Raw genomic sequence first — 23316 nt, forward strand, 5'->3', positions numbered from 1 at the left:
TTTATTTGCTCTTGTTTCTTTCTTCTTGATTCTTTGCTCTTTCTTCTCAAATCAACTCATATACTCCCGCAGCACCTTGTCCTGTTCCGACACACATTGTAACAATTCCGTATTTATTACCACGTCTTTTCATTTCGTCAAAAAGCTGCACCGATAATTTTGCTCCTGTACAACCCAAAGGGTGTCCCAAAGCAATAGCTCCTCCGTTTACGTTTACAATATCTGGATTTAAGCCCAATTCTCGGATAACTGCTAATGATTGTGATGCAAAAGCCTCGTTCAATTCAAATAATTCAATATCATTTAGCTGTAATCCTGCCTGTTCAATAGCTTTCGGAATGGCTTTTACCGGACCGATTCCCATAATTTTTGGTTCAACACCCGCAGCTGCATAGCTTACCATTCGTGCAATTGGTTCAAGGTTTAATTCTTTAACCATTTCTTCGCTCATAACCATTACAAAAGCTGCTCCGTCTGACATTTGCGAGGAATTTCCTGCTGTTACGCTTCCTCCGTTAGCAAATACAGGTTTTAGATTTGCTAATGCTTCAATTGATGTTCCTGCTCGTGGTCCTTCGTCTTTGGTAACTGTGTAGGATTTGGTTTCTTTTTTGCCTTTTTCGTTGATAAAAGTCTGCTCAACCATAATCGGAACAATTTGCTTGTCGAATTTTCCTTCTGCCTGTGCTTTTAATGCTTTTTGATGCGAATGGAAAGCAAATTCGTCCTGATCTTCACGGGAAACTTTGTACTTTTCGGCTACTGCTTCAGCTGTAAGCCCCATTCCCCAATAATAATCTTCATTTCCCTCTTTGGCTACTTCATAATCAGGGGTCGGCTTGTATCCTCCCATTGGGATAAAACTCATACTTTCTGCACCGCCTGCAATGATGCAGTGTGCCATTCCACTTTGAATTTTGGCTGTTGCCATTGCAATAGTTTCCAATCCTGAAGCACAATAACGGTTCACGGTTACTCCCGGAACATCAGTTACTTTTAATCCCATCAACGAAATTAAACGACCAACATTCAAGCCTTGTTCGGCTTCGGGCATTGCGTTTCCGACCATTACGTCATCAATTCTTGTTTTATCAAAATCAGGCAATTCATTCATCATATACTGAATGGTTTCTGCTGCCAATTCATCGGGTCTTTTAAATCTAAAAACTCCTTTTGGTGCTTTTCCGACGGCTGTTCGGTAGGCTTTAACTATGTATGCTGTTTTCATCTTATTAACGGTTTGCCTCTACGAGGCTTTAATTATTACAATTGGTTTTTGTTATTATTAACAGGTCGCTCCTACGGAGCTAAACCTTAATTTATCATTTATTTTCTATTATCAGGTTGCCTCTACGAGGCTTTAATTATTAACAACAATCCCAGTTAAACCACGCTTGGTTAAAATCTTTTTCCTTTAAACTTTTGGGATTGATAAAGAAATTTCCAACTCCAACATCTCCAAACATTATTTGCTCATCGGTATCTATCTGTAATAATAAAATTTCGTTTTTTTTATTTTTTGCGTAATCTCTTGGGTCTGATTGTGTAAAATAGGCATAACCTCCTATTTTGTGTCCTGTTCCGTCAAGAAAACTATCCATTTCTTTAGCCTGTTCTTTCGTTAATTCTTCCTGAAAATCAAAATAATCTTTCCCGTTAAAATCTATTTGATCATTAAATCTAAAATCTTCGTATCCACCGTATTCAATGGTTTTTTCAAAAGCTAATTTATGTTCACAATAAATGGGACTTTCTTCATAGAGTTTTTCGGTCAAAAAAGAGAAATCGGTTTGATATTCATTTTCAATAATTTCGTGAAATAAGACTTTATAATCCTCCATATCATACCATTCTGTTGACGAAATGAAAAACTGTAAAATCCCATCAGTAGGATAATTTTCAATTTGAGGTGTTTCTGCAAAATTGATTTGAGCCAAAAGTATCATTGGATTTCCTTTTTTATCTTTCGGATACTCAAAACCTATTGGTAAATAAGGCTTTCCCAAAAACTTACTTTGTGTAAAAGTTGGATTTTCGTTTTCACTAATTGGTGTTGCTTTAATTTTTATAGATTCCAATTTGAATTTTTCTAACTTGTCTTTAAATTCATTTAAAAAGTTTGGTATCATATGATTATAATTTTTTGCTCTTACCTCGTAGAGGTAAACTGTTCATAGCTATTGGTTTGTTTTTTTGAGGAAGCTCCGTAGGAGCGACCTGTTAATAGCTCCCGATAGGAGCGATGTCATTTTTTTATTCAATCCATTCAAATAAATATTTTGAATCGTATTCGATTTCAAATTTTTCCAAAAAACCTAAATATTCGTCTTTAAATGTTTTCTTTTTATGATGTTCCTCTTGGTTTAAAATGTATTTTACAACATTATCAACACTGCTTTTAGAATAAGAAAATGCTCCAAAACCTTCCTGCCAATTAAATTTTCCGTTTACCCATTTGCTGTCGTTTATGAATTTTGACGAACCTGCCTTAATATCTCTTACCAAATCTGAAATACAAACATTCGGACTCATACTCACAAGAATATGAATGTGGTCAGGCATTGCAAAAACAGCAAATAATTTCTGACCTCGGTTGGTAATAATACCTGTAATAAATTTATGCAATTCCTCCCGATTTTCTTTTGAAATCAGATTCTGTCTTCCCTTTACAGCGAAAACAATCTGAATGTAAATTTGTGTGTATGTATTTGCCATTATTATCAGGTCGCTCCTACGGAGCTAAATCAAAATTTATAAATCATTCTATTAATATTAACAGGTTGCTCCTACGGAGCTAAATTGAAATATATTTATTGTTTTATTGACAGGTTACTTCTATGAGGCTTTTCATAATTTTTTAATTTATTGTATTGCTGTATAATGTTTATTTCAAAAAATCTATAATTAGTATTATCGCTACGATAACTAAAATAAAGAGTAAAAAAACTTTCATCATTTTTTTATTGTCCTTATAATCCGTAATCGGTAATGATTCAATTGTTGCTATAATAGAGTTGGAAGTCAATATTTTATCAACTATTTTTCTATCACTATCAAGTAAAAAATACCTAATTCCCGAATCAATCAATGGTTGTTCATCAATATCATAATAATATTTGATTCCGTTTTTTTGTAATTCAGACTCAAAAACAATTTTATCTTTTAACAACACATATAGTTTATAGTGATTTTTTAATCGTATGTCAAAATTAGATTTCCCCATTCTTCCCTACATTATACAATATACAACAATACACTATACATCAATTTCTCAACGGTTTCCCTTTTGTTAACATATATTGAATACGTTCTAATGTTTTCTTTTCGGTACACAAGCTTAAAAATGCTTCTCTTTCCATATCTAACAGATATTGTTCGGTTACTAATGTGGGCTCAGATAAGTCGCCGCCTGCCATAACATAAGCTAACTTGTTGGCGATTTTACGGTCGTGATCTGAAATGTATTTTCCCGCCAGCATACCGTCAGTTCCGACTAAAAATGCCCCTAATGCCTGTTTACCTAAAACCTGAATGTCTTTGCGGTGTACAGGTGGTGTGTAACCGGCTTGGGCAAGTAATAAAGCGTGTTTTTTGGCTTCGGCAATTTGTCGGTCTTTATTGACTACAATCACGTCTTTGCCTTTTTGTAGAATACCTAAATCGTAGGCTTCGTAGGCTGATGTAGCTACTTTGGCTGTTCCTACGGTCATGAAATATTCTTGTAAAATATTGAGTTTGACATCGTTTTTCTTAAATTGATCTGAAGCACGCAATGCCATTTCTTTTGAACCGCCACCTCCGGGAATCACTCCCACGCCAAATTCTACTAAACCAATATAGGTTTCGGCAGCTGCTACGGCCTTATCGGCATGCATGGTTAATTCGCAACCACCGCCTAATGTCATTCCGTGTGGAGCAGCAATTACTGGAATAGCCGAATAACGCACCCGCATCATGGTATCCTGAAATGATTTTATGGCAAAATTCAATTCATCATATTCTTGTTCCACAGCCATCATAAAAATCATCGCCAGATTAGCTCCTACCGAAAAATTAGCTGCCTGATTTCCAATAACCAAACCTTCGTATTCGTTTTCTGCTATATCAATGGCTTTGTTGATACCTGAAATAACGCCGCCGCCAATAGCATTCATTTTAGAATGGAATTCTAAATTCAAAATTCCATCGCCTAAATCGTGTAAAGTGGTTTCTGAATTGCCCCAAACTTTTTTATTGTTACGGATATTGTCCAGAATGATGAATGTGTCTTGTCCGGGAATCTTTTTCTGTGATTTTGAGGGAATATCGTAATAATAATTCGATCCGTCTTTCACTGTATAAAACGACTGATTGCCTGACGCTAACATTTCTTCAATCCAAGGAGCCGCTTGTTCTCCGGTTTCTTTAATCATATCCAATCCGGCTTGGACACCAACGGCATCCCAAACTTGAAATGGTCCGTGTTCCCAGCCAAATCCAGCTTTCATGGCATCGTCTATTTTGTATAAATCATCGGTAATTTCAGGAATACGGTTCGAAACATAAGCAAACAATCCGGCAAAAGATTTTCGATAGAATTCGCCTGCTTTATCTTTTCCTTTGACTAAAACTTTGAATCGGTCAATAACTTTATCAATGCTTTTTGTTGCTTCTAAGGTTTGGAAATTCGCTTTTTGTTGCGGACGATATTCTAAGGTATTTAGATCTAATGAAAGAATCTCTTTATCTACTTTTTTGTAAAACCCTTGTTTGGTTTTGCTGCCCAACCATTTATTTTCCATCATTTTAGAGATGAAATCGGGCAATTGGAATAGATTATGTGCTTCGTCGTTTGGACAATTTTCGTACAATCCGTTGGCAACGTGCACCAAAGTATCCAATCCCACCACATCAACCGTGCGGAACGTAGCCGATTTTGGACGACCAATAACAGGTCCGGTCAGTTTATCGACTTCTTCAATGGTCATTTCCATGTCTTTAACCAGATGAAACAGACTCATAATACCGTAAATTCCGATGCGGTTTCCAATAAACGCAGGTGTGTCTTTGGCAACAACTGATGTTTTACCTAAAAATTGTTCTCCGTAATTGTTTAAGAAATCCAAAACTTCGGGTTTTGTTTTTGGTCCCGGAATGATTTCGAACAATTTCAAATAACGCACAGGATTAAAAAAATGTGTGCCGCAGAAATGTTCTTGAAAATCTTCGCTGCGACCTTCGCTCATCAAATGAATGGGGATTCCGGAAGTATTGGAAGTAATCAATGTTCCGGGTTTACGGTATTTTTCAATTTGCTCATAAACAGCTTTTTTAATATCCAAACGCTCTACAACCACTTCGATTATCCAATCTACGTCTTTTATTTTTGCCAAATCATCGGTCGTGTTCCCGGTTGTAATTCTGTTTGCAAATTTTTTATCGTAAATAGGCGAGGGGTTCGATTTTAAGGCAGCAACTAAATTATCGTTGACAATTCGGTTGCGAACAGCATTATTTTCTAACGTCAGTCCTTTTTTCTGTTCGCTCTCGGTGAGTTGATTAGGAACAATGTCCAGAAGCAACACTTCAGCACCAATGTTTGCAAAATGACACGCAATACCCGATCCCATAATTCCGGAACCAATAACTGCCACTTTTTTTATTCTTCTTTTCATATTTTATGTATATTGTATTGTTGCATATTGTTCTAATAAATGTCTTTAGAAAGGATTAATTCTTGAATGGTTTCTGACATTTCGATAAATTTACCAATCTCTTGTTGTGTAAATGTTTCCATAAGTTTATCGTTGAATTTTAAAACGGTTTGTTTAGAAAGTGTTCGTTTTTCAAGACCTAATTCTGTGAGAAAAATATCTACTCCGCGACCGTCTTTTGGATTTTTCTTTTTATAGATCAAACCTTTGTCTTCCATTGTTTTCAGCGTTCTTGTTAAACTGGTGGGTTCCATACCCAAACGCGGAGCCAAGGCTGTTGACGGTGTTCCTTCTTTATCAATGTTTAACAAAGCAAAGCCCACAGCCATTGAGGCACCATATTTAGAGGCTTCTTCGTTATACATTCGGGCAATTGCCTGCCAGGTGTTTTTTATGATTGAATCGATTGTTTTATTTTTCATGTAACCATTAAAAAGTTATGAACCCAAATATAATAAAAAAATAGTATGCACGCATACTATTTTTAATAAATTTATATCGATAAATCAAAAATTATGGATTTGCTATTTTTACATCTCTTTTGTTTAAAATAATTTATAAAAAAATCTATTTACCCTTTTTTCCAAAATTGCCACCATCTTATTTTATGTATCATTACCTCTCCTATAAAGAATTCTTCCCTTTCTTTAAGATAAAAATTTAGTTTATTGAGCCAATCATTTTTATAAATACGTGTTTCAACATTCTGAAAACCAAGATATGTTATATTAACAGTAACATAATTTTCTTTAAGGTCTTTTGGTAAGATTATCTTAAAATAACCATTACTATCAGTTTCAAATTCTAAATTAAATTCTTTTATAAAAATATAGGCACCAGGAATAGGCTCTTCAGATTCTGTTAAAACTTGTCCTTTTAAGGTATTTTTGAGACTGTCTGTTCTGATTTGTTTTTTTATATCAATTCTTTTGTAATTAGATTCGTTTTTAGAAATATTCAAACTGTTTGTTGATGATAAAGGTGTTGCAAAAGCACTTCCTGTTGATCCTATTAAAAAGATTGCTGTTAGTACTTTACGTAATTTTGATCTGTTTTTTTTAGATGGAATTTCTATGGGGCAATTTAATTGTGATACAGACATTCTACCACAAATTCTGCTTTTTGATTGCTCAATAATCTGAATAATTTCTGTATTGTTAAGTTTTGTAAAATCAATTACTTCTTTTGAACATTGCATACAGAATTTTCCCCGATCGTGAGGCTGCATAGTGCTCCATTTTTCGTTACAGGGATTCTGAATATTTAATAAATAACTATCTTTCAATATGTTGGTGTTTAATATTATCTTTTTATATATGTAACCTTACCTCCGTACCATTCGTAAATTAACTTTAGTCTATTTAATTTTCTCTTTACTAAATAGTTTTGAGCAAATATAGAATCATCAAATTTTTGAATTATTACACCTTCCTCTTCACTTATTTTTCCTTGTTCGACTAAAATATAAGTTGAATCAATTTTATTTATCTCTAACAATTTATTATAAACCTTATTTGATGGTCTTTCATACTGATAATCTATTAAAAAAGTTTCTCCATTAATCTCTCTGTAAGCTTGTGGAAAATAATCGTATTGTTTAGATTTACTGTCATTTAATATAATGTCAAGTGAAGATGGGGAAATTCTTATTAAAAAATAATCGTTTGGTATAGAATCAATCATCACATCAAAAATAGCATAATCTTCTACATAACCTTCAAGGTATGATTGGTTTAAATAATCATTTAAAAAAGGTTCGATGTTTTTATAATCCTTAAAATCAATGCTTTTTTTAATACTACTACAACCTCCCAAACTTAAAAACACAAATGTTAAAACAAGATTGATTTTACTATTTTGAATACAAATCCTCATATAAATCTTTGTATTTTTCTAATATAACTTTTCGCTTTAATTTAAGGGTAGGTGTAAGCTCGCCTGTTTCAATAGACCATACATTAGGGGTTAAGGCAAATTTTTTCACTTGTTCCCATTTACCAAATTGCGGATTAATTAAATCGATTTCTTTTTGAATGCGTTCTATTACCAATTCGTTTTTAACCACCTCTTCTAATGTAAATCCAATGGTTACTTTGTTGCGGTTTGCCCATTCTTTAATAAAGTCAAAACTTGGTTGAATTAAAGCTGCCGGCATTTTTTGTCCTTCGCCAACAACCATGATCTGTTCAATAAAACGCGATTGTTTCAGAGCGTTTTCAATCATTTGCGGAGCAACGTATTTACCGCCACTTGTTTTAAACATTTCCTTTTTACGGTCGGTGATAAACAAAAATCCGTCGGAATCAACCATACCGATATCGCCTGTGTGAAACCATCCGTCGATAAAAGCTTCTTTGGTTTTTTCTTCATCTTTAAAGTATCCCTGTGAAATTGAGGGACCCTGACAAAGAATTTCACCGTCTTCGGCTATTTTTACCGTTACATTATCTAAAACACGACCCACTGAACTGATTTTCCAACCGTGATTACGTTGGTCGTTCACAGCAATTACCGGTGATGTTTCTGTTAAACCGTAACCTTCCATAACCGGAATGTCTGCACCCCCGAAAATTCGTGCTAATCGAGGAGAAAGGGGGGCCGAACCTGAAACCAACAATTCTAAATTACCGCCTAAGGCATCGTGCCATTTAGAAAAAATCAGCTTGCGGGCGATTTTTAATTTAAATTCGTAAAAAGATCCGTTTACTTTATAAGGTTTAAAATCTTCTGCTAAACGTAATGCCCAGAAAAACAAGGCTTTTTTAACGCCTGAAAGCTCAGATCCTTTGGCATAAATTTTATCGAATACTTTTTCTAAAACTCTTGGAACCACCGTCATTACCTGTGGTTTTACTTCTTGCAGGTTATCGGATATTTTATCGATAGATTCTGCAAAATAAATCGAAACACCCATGTATTGGAACAAATATAAAATCATCCGTTCAAAAATGTGGCAGCACGGTAAAAAGCTTAAGGCGGTATATTTACCGGCTTCAAAAGGCACACGGTGTTGCGATCCCATTACATTGCTTACAATATTATCGTGTGTTAGTAAAACACCTTTTGGGGTCCCTGTAGTTCCCGATGTATAGATAATAGATGCTAAATCTTCGGGTGTAACGTTTGCTTTGGCAACTTCCAATTCGTAATCGTTTAGCGCTTCTTTACCGGCGGTAATAATTTGCGACCAGTGTGCACAACCCGGAATTTCATCAAAAGAGAAAATTCCACGTAATTTAGGAATATTGAATTTTACCGCGTCTAATTTTTCTAAAACGTTTTTGTCTGAAACAAAAACGTAAATACTTTCAGAGTGTTTTATAATATACTCATAGTCGTGTTCTGAAATGGTTGGGTAAATAGGTACGGTAACGGCACCGGTTTGCAAAATACCAATGTCCATAATATTCCATTCGGTTCTGTTGGTAGATGTAATCAGGGCAATTTTATCGCCTTTTTTTACGCCCATTGAAAGCAACGCTTTAGAAACGTAATTTGCCTGTTCTATATATTCTTGTATGCTTGTTGATTTCCAAACGCCGTTGTATTTTGTAGAAAAAGCTTTTTCTAACGGATAATTTTGCAACTGATAATAAGGAATATCGAATAATCTACCTATTTGTGACATATTTTTTGAATGTTTTAATGACTGCCTCTGCAAAATATTATTTTTTTAGTGAATTTGCAAATGTTTTTTAATATTGTTAGAAATTAGGTGTTGGGTGCTTGATGTGCTTATAACGGACTTTTAATTATTTAAAGCGTTAAATTCTTTTAATTTTTCCATTCCTTCCAGATAAGCTTCTGTTGCCGGAAATTCTTTATTCTCATCACCAGCATTTATTAAAACCCCATTTTTATAGAAATAATCGGCATAATGTAACAGTTTGTTGGCATTGTTGGCATCGGTTTCTTCAATGATACACGCAATTAATTGATTTTCTTTATAATAAAATACTTTTTGAAGCGTGTATTTGTCAAAAACGGTGTAAATGATTGAAAAAGTCTTATTATCGGGCAAAATGTAATATGCCAAATCGTACAGAGTACCGTTAGCCAGCGTTCCGTTTTTGTTTATGGGATCAAACCATTCGTTTTGAGAAGTGGCTTGTATGTAGCCTTGAATTTGTTTGATTTCTGTATCACTATCTTGTGCAAAAGCAGTTGAAATTGAAAAGAGTAACAGGAAACTTGCTATTATTTTTTTCATTGTTATTTTTAAATGGTCTATTGACCATATTATTAAATTTACCGAATATAATACTAAAATAGTATGCCTGCATACTATTTTATAAAATTATTTATTTATTCTTTCAAATATCAATTATTTTTTTTCTACTTTCATTATACAGTTATCATTATACAAAAATTGTACTTCTCCATTTTCATTAAAAGTAAAACTTGATTTGTTTGTATAAGACTCTAATTCTATTGATGATAAAAGTTGAGAATCTTTCAATGCTTTTTCCGTTTTTTTGTCAATTTCCATTAATTTAAGATTTTTAGAAGAATCCTTATATAATAAAAGAATACTTTCATCTTTGTCAAAAATATCGTGGATATAATAGCTTGAAATTTTTCCTGTTTTAAGAGCCTCAGAAACAAGATTATTTAATGTACTATACTCATTTTCGGGAAAAGGTATTTTGTATCGTGTGTCCTTTTTGTAATCATATATAAATTCACCAAAGCGTAATAGAACTAATGATTTATTAAAAAGATAATCTTGAAAACTCCGATAAATCTTATATTTTATGTAATTATTTGGGATATTATTATTGATAATTTCTTTTAAAATTAATTCATTAGGATTATTTTTATTTATTTCAAAAACAGACAAATATTTATCTGTTTCGGTTGAATCATATTCTGTACGTAATGGAATAATATAATTATTGTCGTCAATTATATAAAAATGGCTACTGTTAGGAAAATAATTATTTTCTCTTAATAGGGGGTGTTGTCCATTAATATACTTAACTGAAATAATAGATTTTTTTTCGATGCTATAAGTCACTAAGAAAACTTTTTGCAAAATTACCTCTTCTTCAGTACCAAGTTTTTTTTCAATGAACTTTATTCTTGTCATAAACAAGAGTTCTTCTTCGTTAATTTTTTTTCCTTGGTCTATAGAAGGGTTAACTGCGGGGTACTGTTTCGCTAAATTAATAATTTCAATATATTTTTCTTCTACTTCATTTTTGTCATAGTAAATGTCGTATGCCCTTTTTACCCATTCTTCATCTGCAATAATGTCTAATGAGTGATCTTTATCATAATAAGACCATCGGGATAACTGACTGCTGTATATTAATAATGATTGGTCATATTGTATAAGCCGTGCACCTTGTTTTAAATTACTATAACACGGATTTTCTTTATTTGAATATATATTTACAAATTCATTAACGTTTAATCTATATAAATCAGCTGAATATATTTTTTTGTTATTTTCTATAATATTTATGGTTGATTTGATTCCATTGGCATATTCATTAAATAACGTATCTGAATATTTTACACTACTTGATTTGTAATTATCTATACCTGTTCGTTTATTAACTAATAAAGAATCTGGCTCTAATTCACTTTTAAAAACAAAAAGTATTTCCGGATTGTTTAAAGCACTGTTTATTTGGTTTAAGGGTGCAGTACAGCTTATACAATCATTAAGGCTTAAAGCTACAATAATTTTCTTTGAGTTATTTGAAAAACTTATTAAAGTTGATAATAACATCAATATAACGAGTGATTTTCTCATATTTTGTGTTGATTATAATAAAAACAGAGGGTTATTTAATAATCCTCTGTTTAGCTTAATTGAAATTTTTATTAATCTTCTACCATTTGGAATTGTATAAAATAATCAGTATTTCCAGGCAAGTTAGGTGGTAATTCATCAAAGGATTGCCCGTTTACAGTAATACTGCTTTCAGGCGCAACAATATCAATTTCAAGTGCCGGAACTGTAAATCTTACATAACCACCATCGCCAGCGTACGGTGTTATTGTGTAACATATACTTGCTTCTCCTTCACAATTTATTGAGATGTAATCGTCACCCTGACTACTTATAAAAGCACTACCAGCAGCAGTTTTGGTTTGTGAAAAACCTAATGTTGTTAATCCTAAAAAGAATAACGTTGCTAAAATTGTTTTCACATAAAAATAATTTATTTGTTAATAACAACACTAATCTATAATTTTGTTTTTTATTTCCAAAATAATTTTAAAATTTTAACATCATTTATTTTAATTTAATACGTTCGGTTCTGTTTGCTAATTCCCAGGCGGTTACAAAAATTAATTGTGTGCGTTTCAGCATCTGGTCAAAATCAATTTTTTCTATGGTATCTGTCGGTTTGTGATAATCGGCGTGTTCGCCGCTGTAATAAAAAATAACCGGAATGTTGTATTTTGCAAAGTTGTAATGATCAGAACGGTAATAGATCATTTCGGGATGTTTGTCGTCATTATAGGTATAATCTAAATGCAATTTCGTGTATTTCTTGTTCATTGTTTCAGAGAGATTGTGTAATTCGGTACTTAATTTATCACTCCCCACTAAATAAATATAGTCTTTTTTTGATTTTTCGTAGGTAAAATCCCATCGTCCAATCATGTCTACGTTTAAATCGGCAACAATTTGTTCTAACGGAATAATTTTAGAATTCACAAAAAAACGTGAACCATGCAAACCGTATTCTTCACCGGTACAATGCAAGAAAATAACTGATCGTTTAGGACCGTTTCCGTTTCTTTCAGCAATTTTAAACATACGTGCCAGCTCTAATAAAGCTGTTGTTCCCGTTCCGTTATCGTCGGCTCCGTTGTAAATTTCTCCGTTTGCCACGCCCACATGGTCATAATGAGCTGAAATAACAATATATTCATCAGGTTTTTCGCTTCCTTTAATATACGCTGCTACATTTTCACTGTCGTTTAATTTCGGGCTAAACATTCTTTTCATAGCATCAGACGGAACGGTTTGAAAATAATCTTCGGTTCCTGGAAGTGGAGCTATCTCAAGGTTTCTATAGATATTCCTGATGTAATTTGCTGCCATTTTTTGCCCAGGTTCGCCCGTTTTTCGTCCTTCCATTTCATCACCGGCAATAATCGTTAAATGTTTAATTAATTCGTCTTTAGACAAATGTTCCATCATATCGCGTACACGGTCTTTCTGAGCATGAATTGTTCCGGAATGCAAAGCGGCAACTGCCATAAAAAAGAAAACGGTGTTCTTAACCTTCATTTTTCAGTATTTAAGTTTACATCAACTAAAATACTAATTTTACAAATAGCTATTGTATATTTGTTGAAAATAATCAAAAATGGGTAAAGTTGTATTGATTACCGGCGGATCGTCGGGCATTGGTAAAACTGTGGGGAATTTCCTGCAAAAAAAAGGATACATAGTTTATGGCAGCAGTCGGAATCCGCAACAGGTAACCGATAGTTTATTTCCGTTAGTTGCTATTGATGTTCGAAATTCTGAAACGATACAACAAGCCGTTCAGGAGATTATTAGAAAAGAAGGAAAAATCGACGTTTTAATTAACAATGCGGGTGTGGGGATTACCGGACCTGTAGAGGAAATTCCGTTAGAAGAAATCCAGAATAATTTTCATACCAATGTTTTTGGTCCCATTGAAATGATGAAAGCGGTATTGCCGTTTATGCGGAAACAAAAATCAGGTTTGATCATCAATATAACATCTATTGCAGGTTATATGGGATTGCCTTATCGCGGGATTTATTCGGCATCGAAAGGTGCTTTGGAATTAATTACGGAATCGATTAGAATGGAAGTAAAACCGTTTAATATTAAAATGGCTAATGTGGCACCCGGCGATTTTGCAACCGATATTGCTTCACGCAGATTTCATGCTCCGTTATTAGATCATTCGCCTTATAAAGAAATTTATAGTCAGCAATTGGCAACGATAAATGAACATGTAAATGATGGCGGAGATCCTATAGAAATGGCTCAGGCAATTGATAAAATTATTCGGTCAAAAAATCCAAAAGTGCATTATAAAGTAGGTGCTTTTATGCAAAAGTTTTCTATCTTTCTAAAAAAGATCTTGCCTGATACGGTCTATGAAAAAATGCTGATGAATCATTATAAAATAAAGAGGAATCTAAACGCAGATTCACTTCATTCAGAATAACAAACTATAAAGCAAATAATAATTTTTTAAAACAACAACACAATGAAATTTTTTATAGACACAGCAAATCTTGAACAGATTAAAGAAGCCCAGTCATTAGGCGTGTTAGACGGTGTTACCACCAATCCGTCGTTAATGGCTAAAGAAGGAATTACAGGTAAAGACAATATTTTGAAACATTATGTGGATATTTGTGCTATTGTTGATGGTGATGTTTCTGCTGAAGTAATTGCTACCGATTATGAAGGAATGATTAAAGAAGGTGAGGAGTTGGCGGAACTACATGAGCAGATTGTGGTAAAAATCCCGATGACAAAAGACGGGGTAAAAGCGTGTAAATATTTTTCTGATAAAGGTATTAGAACCAATGTAACACTAGTTTTTTCGGCAGGTCAGGCGTTATTGGCCGCAAAAGCAGGAGCAACCTATGTTTCACCATTTATAGGTCGTTTAGACGATGTTTCAACCGATGGTTTAAATTTAATCGACGAAATCAGAATGATTTACGATAATTATGCTTTTGAAACTCAGATTTTAGCAGCTTCTGTCCGCCATACTATGCATATTGTAAACTGTGCAAAAATTGGAGCAGATGTGATGACAGGTCCTTTAAGCTCTATTTTAGGCTTACTAAAACATCCATTAACCGATTTAGGCTTAGAGCAGTTTTTAGCCGATTATGCTAAGGGAAATAAGTAGGTGTTTGAAGGAAAATTCTGAATAATATTCAATAAAGACCTCAAACTTAAAGTTGAGGGCACTGAAAAACTATACTCATATCAAAAAAAAGAGCATTTTTACTGTAAAAATGCTCTTTTATATTTTGTTATAACACTGAAAATCAACAGAATATAATTCTATTTATTTTCATGTATCCTCCTATTTCCTTCATCAAAAGACTTTTTCAGCGGCCTCCTTAAAGTTCGATTTTTTTATTTATGCAAAATCATTGAGATCTCGATGTTCACATTTCGTGGTAATTTTTCAACCTGCACACATTCACGTGCCGGAGCTGTTTCCGGGGAGAAATAACTTCCATAAATTTCGTTAATCAATGCAAAATCGTCCATATTTCTAATAAAAATGGTTGCTTTTACAACATGTTCAAATGTTAAACCAGCTTCTTTGATAATATATTCAAGGTTTTGCATAACCTGTTTGGTTTCGTCTTGAATGCCAGTTGTAACCAATGTTTCAGTTTGCTGATTAAACGGAATTTGTCCTGAAATAAACAATAAATCGCCTACCATTACCGAATGATTATAAGGTCCGATAGGAGCGGGTGCTTTTGAAGAATTAATGATTTTTTTCATCTGCTTATATTTTTATAATTTGAAACGTATCTTGTTATATTATCTGTTTCTAAAACGGCGTTCGGCTGAATTTCGTTTTTCGTATTTGATATCTTGTAAAATAGAAGATTTGATCCCGATAAAGAATGTCCATTGCTTGTAATAACCATTTGGAATCCATGAAAAATCCATTCGCCATGATTTCAAATCACGTTCAAAACGCAATTGGGTGTAAGTAACGCCTTTATTTTTGAAATCGTATCCCGTAGAAAAACCGGTAACCCAACCCGGGGCTAAAGTTACGTTTCCTGAAACCATTAATGAATTGTTGGTAATTTCTGAATTTCTACTTGCGTTGTTATAAGTTAAGCTCCAGGCAAAAGTTAAATCCCACGGAATTTCGGTATTGTAAAATGATGTTTTGGTTTCTTTGCGCTTGATTTCATCAAACATTGATTTTTGTCTGTCTGCCAAATCAACTGATTGACCAAATAAATCATCACCACGACCGCCGTTTTGTACATTTTGATTTTGTTCATCGTCTTCAGGATTTAGGCTTCCGCCAAACAAAGGATCGGTACTTGCCAATGAATAATTTACGGTAATGTTTGCACTGGTTAAGCGAAGCAAACTACCGCCGTTTGCAATGTTAAACTTGTCAATTCTTCTTCCTGCATTGTCTATACCCAACGCATCTAAAGTGGCACCTAAATTCAATCGTAGTTTCTCTTTCAATAAATTAGTGTTGGCACTCATGCTGATGGGTTTTAATTTTAACGAATCGGCAGTGAAGTCATACGATGTACCAAAGTTTAATGAATTTAAAAGCATTACTTTTTTTGGTTCGCCGGTTGTTGATTCGTCATCGCGTACTTTTGCTTCAAAATTGTTCCCTAACGATAAGCTTACAAGGTTTGACATTGTTTGGTTAGGGGCACCGAACAAGGTTCCCTGAAAACGAGAATATTCTTGCATGGTAGTTCCCAACGCATCAATGGCGTATGTATCATAATACTGATCAAAACTTGGTGTATAGGTATAAGAAACCGACGGACGCATTACGTGGCGTATTGCCTGAATTTTTGAATTTTTATTGAAATTAAATGTTCCGTATAAAGTGGTTCCCATATTTGCTCCAAAATTATACGTACGAAAACTGTCAAAACCGTTATTGCGAACGGTTTCCGGTTTGTTTGTTTCGTAACTGTACGCTTTGTTAAAGGTGTTCATCACCCAAGTTTCGGTATAACTACCTGTTAACGAAACCGAAAAATACTTAAATAGCTTAAAGTTGGTAGCCAATGGAATACTGTGCTGAATACCGGCATCCATTTCCTTAAACATTTCTGATTTAAAGAAAAGCGAATCGGTGGTTTGAATTCGGTTTTGACCACTTAAACTATACTGTAAGTTTAAATTTTGGATGATTCCTTTTTTAGATCCGTTTTTTGGAGCAAAGGGATATACACGGTCAATACTTGCCTGCACATTTGGCAACGTCATGGTTATTTGCTGGGTATTGGTATTTTGGGTGTGATTTGCCGAAATGGTTAAATTTGCCTGCGGTGTTGATTGAAACGTTTTTGAATAACTTACCGATGATGATAATGTGTTATTCATATTTGAACCAATATTCTGTGTGTTTAAAGAGTTGCGGAAATAACTGCTGCTACCCAAGTTTACCGATGCTGCAAAACGCGAATTGGGATTTGCCTTGGCATCTTGCGAGTGGCTCCATTGGATATTGTAAATTTTGGCATTCATGTAATCATCAAATCCACGCTCACCCTCTACAATATTTTCATATCGGAGGTTAAAATTTCCGTTGTACTTGTAACGTTTTCTATATTGCGATTGTGCATTTAAAGCAAAAGTTCCTTTTGTATAGTAATCTCCCAACAATGTTAAGTCAATCATATCGTTAAACGCAAAATAATATCCACCGTTTTGCAAATAATATCCTCTTAAATTGGTATCACCAAATGACGGAATAATAAATCCGGAAACAGATCCTTGCGATAATGGAAAAAAAGCAAACGGCAAACCAATAGGCGTGGGTACATCTTCAATAACCAAATTGGTAACTCCGGTAACGATTTTTTTATTGGGAACAAATTTTGCCTTTTTTGTTTGAAAGTAATATTCCGGATTATCAATATCTTCGGCTGTTGTAAAAATGATATTTTTTTGGAAATAAACAGAATCGTTTATTTTTTTTGTTTTTTCTGCCTTAACGTTAAAATCGTTGTATTTTGTCCGGGCGTTCCAAACTATTGCTTTTTTTGTTTTGGTGTTAAAACGGATAGAATCAGGTTCTACAACTTGCGTTCCTTGTTTAAAAACCGGATGTTGTACTAAATTTCCTACCGAATCTTTAATTCTGCCGGCATAAACTTCTTCTTTTTCGTAATCATAAATGATCACCCCGGCCGTTAATTCGTAATCTTGATACTTAAAAACCGCCTGGTTGTACAATGTAACCTTTTTATTTTTCTGATCTAATTTCTCGTAATCTTTAGCCGTTCTAAACATGGGCGCTTCTAATTTTTGCGTTTGTTTAGGTTGCACACTGTCTCTTTTTATCGTATCTGAAGCAGTGCCGGGTGTTAAAGGATTTACAAGCGTATCTCTTTTGTTTTCAATATCTAAACGTTTGTTTACATGAGGAAATTCTTGTGCTGAAACCTTGTTTACAGCTGTCGGAATTACAATCAGATTAAAAACGATATATAGTACTTTTGTATGCAATTTTTGGATACTATTATGATAGAATTTCGGGTTTGTTTTTTAGACTCCAAACTTACTAATATTTTTTTTTAATTTTGGCGTTTTTAAAAAGAAACGAAAATATAAAATATACTATGTTTATAAATAAGTTTACAAGTACTTTAGGTCTTTTTTTAGTATGTGTTGGATCAACGGTTTATGCCCAAAGTTTTAAGGTGGTTTTAGACCCCGGGCATGGGGGGAAAGATTCGGGCGCGGCTTATAAAAATTTTATTGAAAAAGAAATTGTTTTGGATGTTGCTTTAAAAGTAGGCGAATTGCTTAAGGCAGATAAGGATATTAAAGTGATTTATACACGGAAAACCGATGTTTTTGTAGAAGTAGCAGAACGAACTAAAATTGCAAACCGTGAAAAAGCAGATGTGTTTATCTCGATACATGCAAATGCGGCAAAAAACCGCGAAGCATCAGGAACAGAGACTTTTATTATGGGTGTGAGTAAAAACGAAGCCAATTTAGAAGTGGCAAAACGCGAAAATGCGGTGATCACCCTCGAAAATAATTACGAAAAACACTATGCAGGATTCGATCCCAACAAACCGGAATCGCTTATAGGTTTAACGTTGATGCAAGAACAATTCATTAAACAAAGCATTGATCTGGCTTCAAAAGTTCAGAAAGGCTTTAGACATACAGTAAAAAGAACTGACAGAGGAGTAAAACAAGGACCTTTCTGGGTTTTACATAGTGCGTTGATGCCAAGTATTTTAATTGAATTGGGTTTTGTATCAAACAGCAGCGAAGGAGCTTATATTAGTTCCGATAAAGGTAAAGATGAGTTGGCACGTTCTATTGCCAAAGCAATTATTGATTATAAGAGAAACATCCAAAGCAATTAATCGCATAAAAAATTTCTAAAAAAACCTAAACTTATCGGATTCGTATTAAAAACGGTATATATTACTTTTGTATGCAATTTTTATATGCTATTTTTGTAAAATTGTAGGTGTGCTTTTTTTAGATTCCGCACGTACTAATATTTTTTTTAATTTTAGATTTTAATAAAGTAACGAAATATAAATATGCTATGTTTATAAAGAACTTTAAAACTGCTGTGGGTGTTTTATTAATGTGTGTGGGCTCAACAGTTTATGCACAAAAATTTAAAGTAGTTTTAGACCCTGGTCATGGTGCTCACGATTTTGGTGCTGTTCGTGGTAATTATGCCGAAAAGAAAATTGTATTAGATGTTGCTTTAAAAGTAGGCGAGTTGCTTAAAAAAGATAAAAACATAGACCTGGTTTACACCCGTAAAACCGATGTCTTTTTAGAATTAAGAGAACGTACCGAAATTGCCAATCGCGAAAAAGCAGATATCTTTGTTTCTATACACGCAAATGCGGTAGCTAATGCGCCAAGTGCAACAGGTACAGAAACTTATGTAATGGGTATGAGTAAAAATGCGTCAAATTTAGAAGTGGCGAAAAAAGAGAATGCCGTTATTACGTTAGAAGAGAATTATGAAACGCATTATGCAGGATATGATCCCAGCAGACCAGAATCGCTGATTGGTTTAACGTTAATGCAAGAACAGTTTATTACACAAAGTATTGAGTTGGCTTCAAAAGTACAAACCCGATTTACCAATGATGCCAATCGTAAAAACCGAGGTGTTAAACAAGCCCCTTATCTGGTTTTACATGGTGCCTTTATGCCAAGCATTTTAATTGAAATGGGATTCTTATCAAATAGCGAAGAAGGTGCTTATCTGAATTCAGAAGAAGGTAAAAATGAAATGGCGCGCAGTATTGCAAACGCGATCATCGATTATAAAAAACAACACCATTCGGCAAGTGAGAATATTCCTGCAAAAGAAGAAAAACAAGTACCAAAAGAAGAGCCTAAAAAAGTAGAAAAACCTGTTGAACCTGCAAAAACATCTTCTATCGATGCTTCTAAACCGGCTGTTGTAACTAAAGAAGGAGTATTGTTTAGAGTGCAAGTTGTGGCAAGCAGTAAAAATGTAGAATTAAACGCGGCAAATTTTAAAGGGTTAGATAACATCACCATGCTGAAAGAAGGTACAATGTACAAATATTTTTATAACGAAACCACCGATTACAACCATGCCCGCAAAGCTTTAGAAGTTGCTAAAAACAAAGGATACACATCGGCATTTTTAGTTGCTTATAAGAACGGTAAAAAAATAAGCATACAAGAAGCCATAAAATAATAACTATAAAACATAAAAATTGAAAATAGCTATATCAAGAGAGGTAAAAACAGCCGTGTTGGTGTTATTATCTATAGGAATGTTAATTTGGGGATACACCTTTTTAAACGGAAAAAACATTTTCAGCAGTTCAAGGACATTTTTTGTTGAATATGATAATGTAGAGGGCTTGTCAACTGCTTCATCTGTTACAATAAACGGTATGGTGGTTGGTAAAGTACATCACATCTCTTTAAAAGATCAGGGTAAATTATTAGTTGAACTAATGATGACTGAAAATGTAGATGTGCCAAAATCATCAAAAGCAATTATCTATTCGCCGGGATTTATCGGTGGAAAACAAATTGCTTTAGAAATCAATTACAAAGATCCTGAATTGGCACAAAGCGGCGACTACCTGCAAGCAGGAAGCTTAACAGGATTAATCGACGGATTGGGCGAAAAAGTAGATCCTATTGCAAAAAAACTTGATTCGGTTCTTTATAATGTAAACATTTTGGTTCAAACCATCAACAAAACATTAGATCCGGCAGCACAAAAGAATTTACAGGATGCCTTGGCACAGTTAAACGCTACCATGACTAATGCCAATGCCATTACAGGTAAATTTGACAGAATTGTATCAAGCAACGAAACCAAAATCAATAACATCGTAAGCGATTTTAATACCACATCGAAAAACCTTTCGGCTTTTTCTAACGATTTGGATAAAATTCAGTTACAAAAATTACAGGATATCCTTAATAAATTTGATAGTGCCGCATCAAATTTAGATAACATGATGACCGATATAAACAGCGGTAAAGGCAATCTGGGTAAATTGATGAAAGAGGAACAGCTGTATCAAAATTTAGAAGATGCTACGAAAGAACTCAATCAATTATTAGAAGATGTTAAATTAAATCCACGCCGTTACATAAACATTTCGGTTTTTGGTAAAAAAGCAGCACCTTATGAAGAACCTGTAAAACCATAAAAACAAAACATACAAAAACAACATACAACAAAACAATAATTAATTTATTACAGTAATGCAGATTTTAAGCAGTATTTTATTTATAGCTTTAACAGTTGCAGGTTTTGGTTTATTTGCCATAAACGCAAAAAAAATCTACCGCAATATAAAGCTGGGGCAGCCGGTAAACTGTACCGATAGGTATTCAGAACGTATTAAAAACATGCTTCTTGTAGCTTTTGGGCAAAAGAAAATGTTTACCAGACCCGTGCCGGCATTGTTGCACTTTGCAATTTATGCTGCTTTCATGATTACTCAAATTGAGCTGATCGAAATTTTTATTGACGGAATTTTTGGTACGCACCGTATTTTTAAAGAACCTCTTGGCGGTTTTTATACGTTTATGATTAGTTTGATCGAAGTATTGTCAGTAGCCGCTTTAACAGCAACTATTTTCTTTTTATCAAGAAGAAATTTACTGAAACTTCCCCGCTTAAATATGAAAGAATTATTAGGATGGCCCAAAAAAGACGCCAATCTGATTTTAATAATGGAGATCGTCCTGGTGTTATGCATTTTCACAATGAACGGAACCGATGAGGCTTTGTATAACATGGGTAAATCTCATTTTGAAGGACAAGGTTCTTTTAACTTTGCCATTTCTCAATTTATTGGTCCTGCTGTTTTTGGATCTTTGAGTGAAGGCACTTTGCATATATTGGAAAGAATAGGGTGGTGGGGACACTTTATCATGGTACTTACTTTTTTAAATTACCTGTATTTTTCTAAACACCTGCACATTTTATTGGCATTCCCAAATACGTTTTTTGCCAATTTAAACCCTTTGGGGCAATTTAATAATTTAGAATCTGTTACCAATGAAGTGAAATTAATGATGGATCCTAATGCAGATCCTTTTGCTGCACCGGCTCCTGATGAAAATGCCGTTCCTTCAAAATTTGGAGCATCAGATGTGATGGATTTAAACCAGGTACAATTGTTAAATGCTTATTCATGTACCGAATGTGGCCGTTGTACATCGGTTTGTCCGGCAAATATTACAGGAAAAAAATTGTCGCCACGTTTAATTATGATGAAAACCCGCGACCGTTTAGAAGAAGTAGGTAAAAACATCGATACCAATAAAGGAACTTTTGTTGAAGATGGCAAAACATTGTTAAACGATTACATTACACCAGAAGAATTATGGGCGTGTACCACTTGTAATGCTTGTGTAGAAGAATGTCCAATCGAAATCAGTCCGTTGTCTATCATCATGGATATGCGTCGTTTTCTGGTTATGGAACAGAGTGCTGCTCCGATGGAGTTGAATACCATGATGACCAATATTGAAAACAACAGCGCACCTTGGCAATACAGCCAAATGGATCGTTTAAATTGGAAAGACGAAAACTAACAACATACACAACAATAATTAAAACAATTAAAAATGTCAGAAAGTTTAGTAGTGCCAACCATGGCAGAAATGATGGCGAGAGGCGAACAACCCGAAGTTTTATTTTGGGTAGGTTGTTCAGGCAGTTTTGACGACAGAGCAAAAAAAATTACCAAAGCGTTTGTACGCATTTTAAATAGAGCTAATGTAAAATTTGCCGTATTGGGAACCGAAGAGGGGTGTACGGGAGATCCCGCAAAACGAGCCGGTAACGAATTTCTGTTCCAAATGCAGGCAATGATGAATATTCAGGTGTTTGACGGTTATGAAGTAAAGAAAATCGTAACCGCTTGTCCGCACTGTTTCAATACCATTAAAAACGAATATCCCGATTTAGGCGGAACATACGAAGTGGTTCATCATACCCAGTTTTTAAAATCGTTGTTAGATGAAGGCAGATTAACTATTGAAGGCGGACAATTTAAAGGAAAACGCATTACCTTCCACGATCCTTGTTATTTAGGGCGTGCCAATAAAGTGTATGAAGCTCCGCGTGAGCTGATCCAGAAATTAGATGCTGAATTAGTTGAAATGAAACGTTCAAGAGCCAACGGATTGTGTTGTGGTGCCGGTGGTGCACAAATGTTTAAAGAACCTGAAAAAGGAAACAAAGACATTAATATGGAACGCACAGAAGAAGCTTTAGACAGCAATCCAAATATCATTGCGGCAGGTTGTCCGTTTTGTAATACCATGTTGACTGACGGTGTGAAATTTAACCATAAAGAAGGAGAAGTGAAAGTAATGGATGTTGCAGAATTAATTGCTAACGCTCAGGATCTGTAA

Annotated in this window: 22 protein-coding genes; 7 read left to right on the forward strand and 15 right to left on the reverse strand. The window is 34.2% G+C overall.

The annotated features are described in order from the left end of the window. Positions 1-46: 46 nt before the first annotated feature. The 13 genes from BLW20_RS03575 to BLW20_RS03635 all read right to left on the reverse strand — a co-directional run bounded on the left by BLW20_RS03575 (position 47) and on the right by BLW20_RS03635 (position 12948). Entirely contained in the window at positions 47-1228 is a 1182-nt protein-coding gene (locus BLW20_RS03575) for an acetyl-CoA C-acyltransferase (RefSeq protein ID WP_091096422.1), read from the reverse strand. A 139-nt stretch (positions 1229-1367) separates the two neighbouring features. Further along, positions 1368-2129, reverse strand: a complete 762-nt coding sequence (locus BLW20_RS03580; protein ID WP_091096424.1) for a YwqG family protein — start codon at positions 2127-2129, stop codon at positions 1368-1370. 124 nt (positions 2130-2253) lie between these two features. Beyond that, positions 2254-2715 carry an IS200/IS605 family transposase gene (gene tnpA, locus BLW20_RS03585; RefSeq protein ID WP_091096425.1) on the reverse strand — a complete coding sequence of 154 codons (462 nt, stop codon included), beginning with the start codon at positions 2713-2715 and terminating at the stop codon, positions 2254-2256. 169 nt (positions 2716-2884) lie between these two features. After that, positions 2885-3223 (reverse strand): hypothetical protein, encoded by a 339-nt coding sequence (locus BLW20_RS03590; RefSeq protein WP_091096427.1) that lies wholly within the window; start codon positions 3221-3223, stop codon positions 2885-2887. Between the two features lie 40 nt (positions 3224-3263). Continuing rightward, complete coding sequence (locus BLW20_RS03595) at positions 3264-5654, reverse strand: 3-hydroxyacyl-CoA dehydrogenase/enoyl-CoA hydratase family protein (RefSeq protein ID WP_091096429.1); 2391 nt, start codon at positions 5652-5654, stop codon at positions 3264-3266. Between the two features lie 32 nt (positions 5655-5686). Continuing rightward, positions 5687-6115, reverse strand: coding sequence for a MarR family winged helix-turn-helix transcriptional regulator (locus tag BLW20_RS03600; RefSeq protein WP_091096432.1), 429 nt, complete (start codon positions 6113-6115; stop codon positions 5687-5689). A gap of 149 nt (positions 6116-6264) precedes the next feature. Further along, entirely contained in the window at positions 6265-6978 is a 714-nt protein-coding gene (locus BLW20_RS03605; protein WP_143037729.1) for a carboxypeptidase-like regulatory domain-containing protein, read from the reverse strand. Positions 6979-6995: 17 nt separating this feature from the next. Continuing rightward, complete coding sequence (locus BLW20_RS03610) at positions 6996-7568, reverse strand: hypothetical protein (protein ID WP_091096437.1); 573 nt, start codon at positions 7566-7568, stop codon at positions 6996-6998. After that, a complete protein-coding gene (locus BLW20_RS03615; RefSeq protein ID WP_091096439.1) occupies positions 7546-9321 on the reverse strand; it encodes an AMP-dependent synthetase/ligase in 1776 nt (591 codons plus the stop codon). Before BLW20_RS03615 ends, BLW20_RS03610 begins: the two co-directional genes overlap by 23 nt. Positions 9322-9441: 120 nt before the next feature. Continuing rightward, positions 9442-9903, reverse strand: a complete 462-nt coding sequence (locus tag BLW20_RS03620; RefSeq protein ID WP_091096441.1) for a DUF2059 domain-containing protein — start codon at positions 9901-9903, stop codon at positions 9442-9444. Between the two features lie 114 nt (positions 9904-10017). After that, complete coding sequence (locus BLW20_RS03625; RefSeq protein ID WP_091096443.1) at positions 10018-11454, reverse strand: hypothetical protein; 1437 nt, start codon at positions 11452-11454, stop codon at positions 10018-10020. A gap of 71 nt (positions 11455-11525) precedes the next feature. After that, complete coding sequence (locus BLW20_RS03630; protein WP_091096445.1) at positions 11526-11855, reverse strand: hypothetical protein; 330 nt, start codon at positions 11853-11855, stop codon at positions 11526-11528. Positions 11856-11940: 85 nt separating this feature from the next. After that, positions 11941-12948 (reverse strand): M28 family metallopeptidase, encoded by a 1008-nt coding sequence (locus BLW20_RS03635; protein ID WP_091096448.1) that lies wholly within the window; start codon positions 12946-12948, stop codon positions 11941-11943. 79 nt (positions 12949-13027) lie between these two features. On the opposite strand from BLW20_RS03635, the gene BLW20_RS03640 reads away from it, so the two are divergent. Together BLW20_RS03640 and fsa are read left to right on the forward strand one after the other, a co-directional pair. Continuing rightward, on the forward strand, positions 13028-13867 hold the full coding sequence (locus BLW20_RS03640; protein WP_091096450.1) for an SDR family oxidoreductase: 840 nt from the start codon (positions 13028-13030) through the stop codon (positions 13865-13867). 42 nt (positions 13868-13909) lie between these two features. Continuing rightward, positions 13910-14566 (forward strand): fructose-6-phosphate aldolase, encoded by a 657-nt coding sequence (fsa, locus tag BLW20_RS03645; RefSeq protein WP_091096452.1) that lies wholly within the window; start codon positions 13910-13912, stop codon positions 14564-14566. A 233-nt stretch (positions 14567-14799) separates the two neighbouring features. On the opposite strand, the gene BLW20_RS03650 is transcribed toward fsa, so the two are convergent. After that, complete coding sequence (locus BLW20_RS03650) at positions 14800-15180, reverse strand: Rid family detoxifying hydrolase (protein ID WP_091096454.1); 381 nt, start codon at positions 15178-15180, stop codon at positions 14800-14802. Positions 15181-15219: 39 nt separating this feature from the next. Continuing rightward, positions 15220-17907, reverse strand: coding sequence for a putative LPS assembly protein LptD (locus BLW20_RS03655; protein ID WP_245725269.1), 2688 nt, complete (start codon positions 17905-17907; stop codon positions 15220-15222). A 113-nt stretch (positions 17908-18020) separates the two neighbouring features. Between BLW20_RS03655 and BLW20_RS03660 the strand changes: the two genes are divergently transcribed. The 5 genes from BLW20_RS03660 (at position 18021) to BLW20_RS03680 (ending at position 23316) form a co-directional block, all read left to right on the forward strand. Then, complete coding sequence (locus BLW20_RS03660; protein WP_091096495.1) at positions 18021-18785, forward strand: N-acetylmuramoyl-L-alanine amidase family protein; 765 nt, start codon at positions 18021-18023, stop codon at positions 18783-18785. Positions 18786-18973: 188 nt separating this feature from the next. Beyond that, positions 18974-20119, forward strand: coding sequence for an N-acetylmuramoyl-L-alanine amidase family protein (locus BLW20_RS03665; RefSeq protein ID WP_091096458.1), 1146 nt, complete (start codon positions 18974-18976; stop codon positions 20117-20119). Positions 20120-20138: 19 nt separating this feature from the next. Next, entirely contained in the window at positions 20139-21095 is a 957-nt protein-coding gene (locus BLW20_RS03670) for an MlaD family protein (protein WP_143037730.1), read from the forward strand. Positions 21096-21150: 55 nt separating this feature from the next. Further along, positions 21151-22491 (forward strand): 4Fe-4S dicluster domain-containing protein, encoded by a 1341-nt coding sequence (locus BLW20_RS03675; RefSeq protein ID WP_091096462.1) that lies wholly within the window; start codon positions 21151-21153, stop codon positions 22489-22491. Between the two features lie 33 nt (positions 22492-22524). Beyond that, entirely contained in the window at positions 22525-23316 is a 792-nt protein-coding gene (locus BLW20_RS03680) for a (Fe-S)-binding protein (RefSeq protein WP_091096464.1), read from the forward strand.

The organism is Paenimyroides marinum (assembly GCF_900108395.1).
Lineage (GTDB): Bacteria > Bacteroidota > Bacteroidia > Flavobacteriales > Flavobacteriaceae > Flavobacterium > Flavobacterium marinum.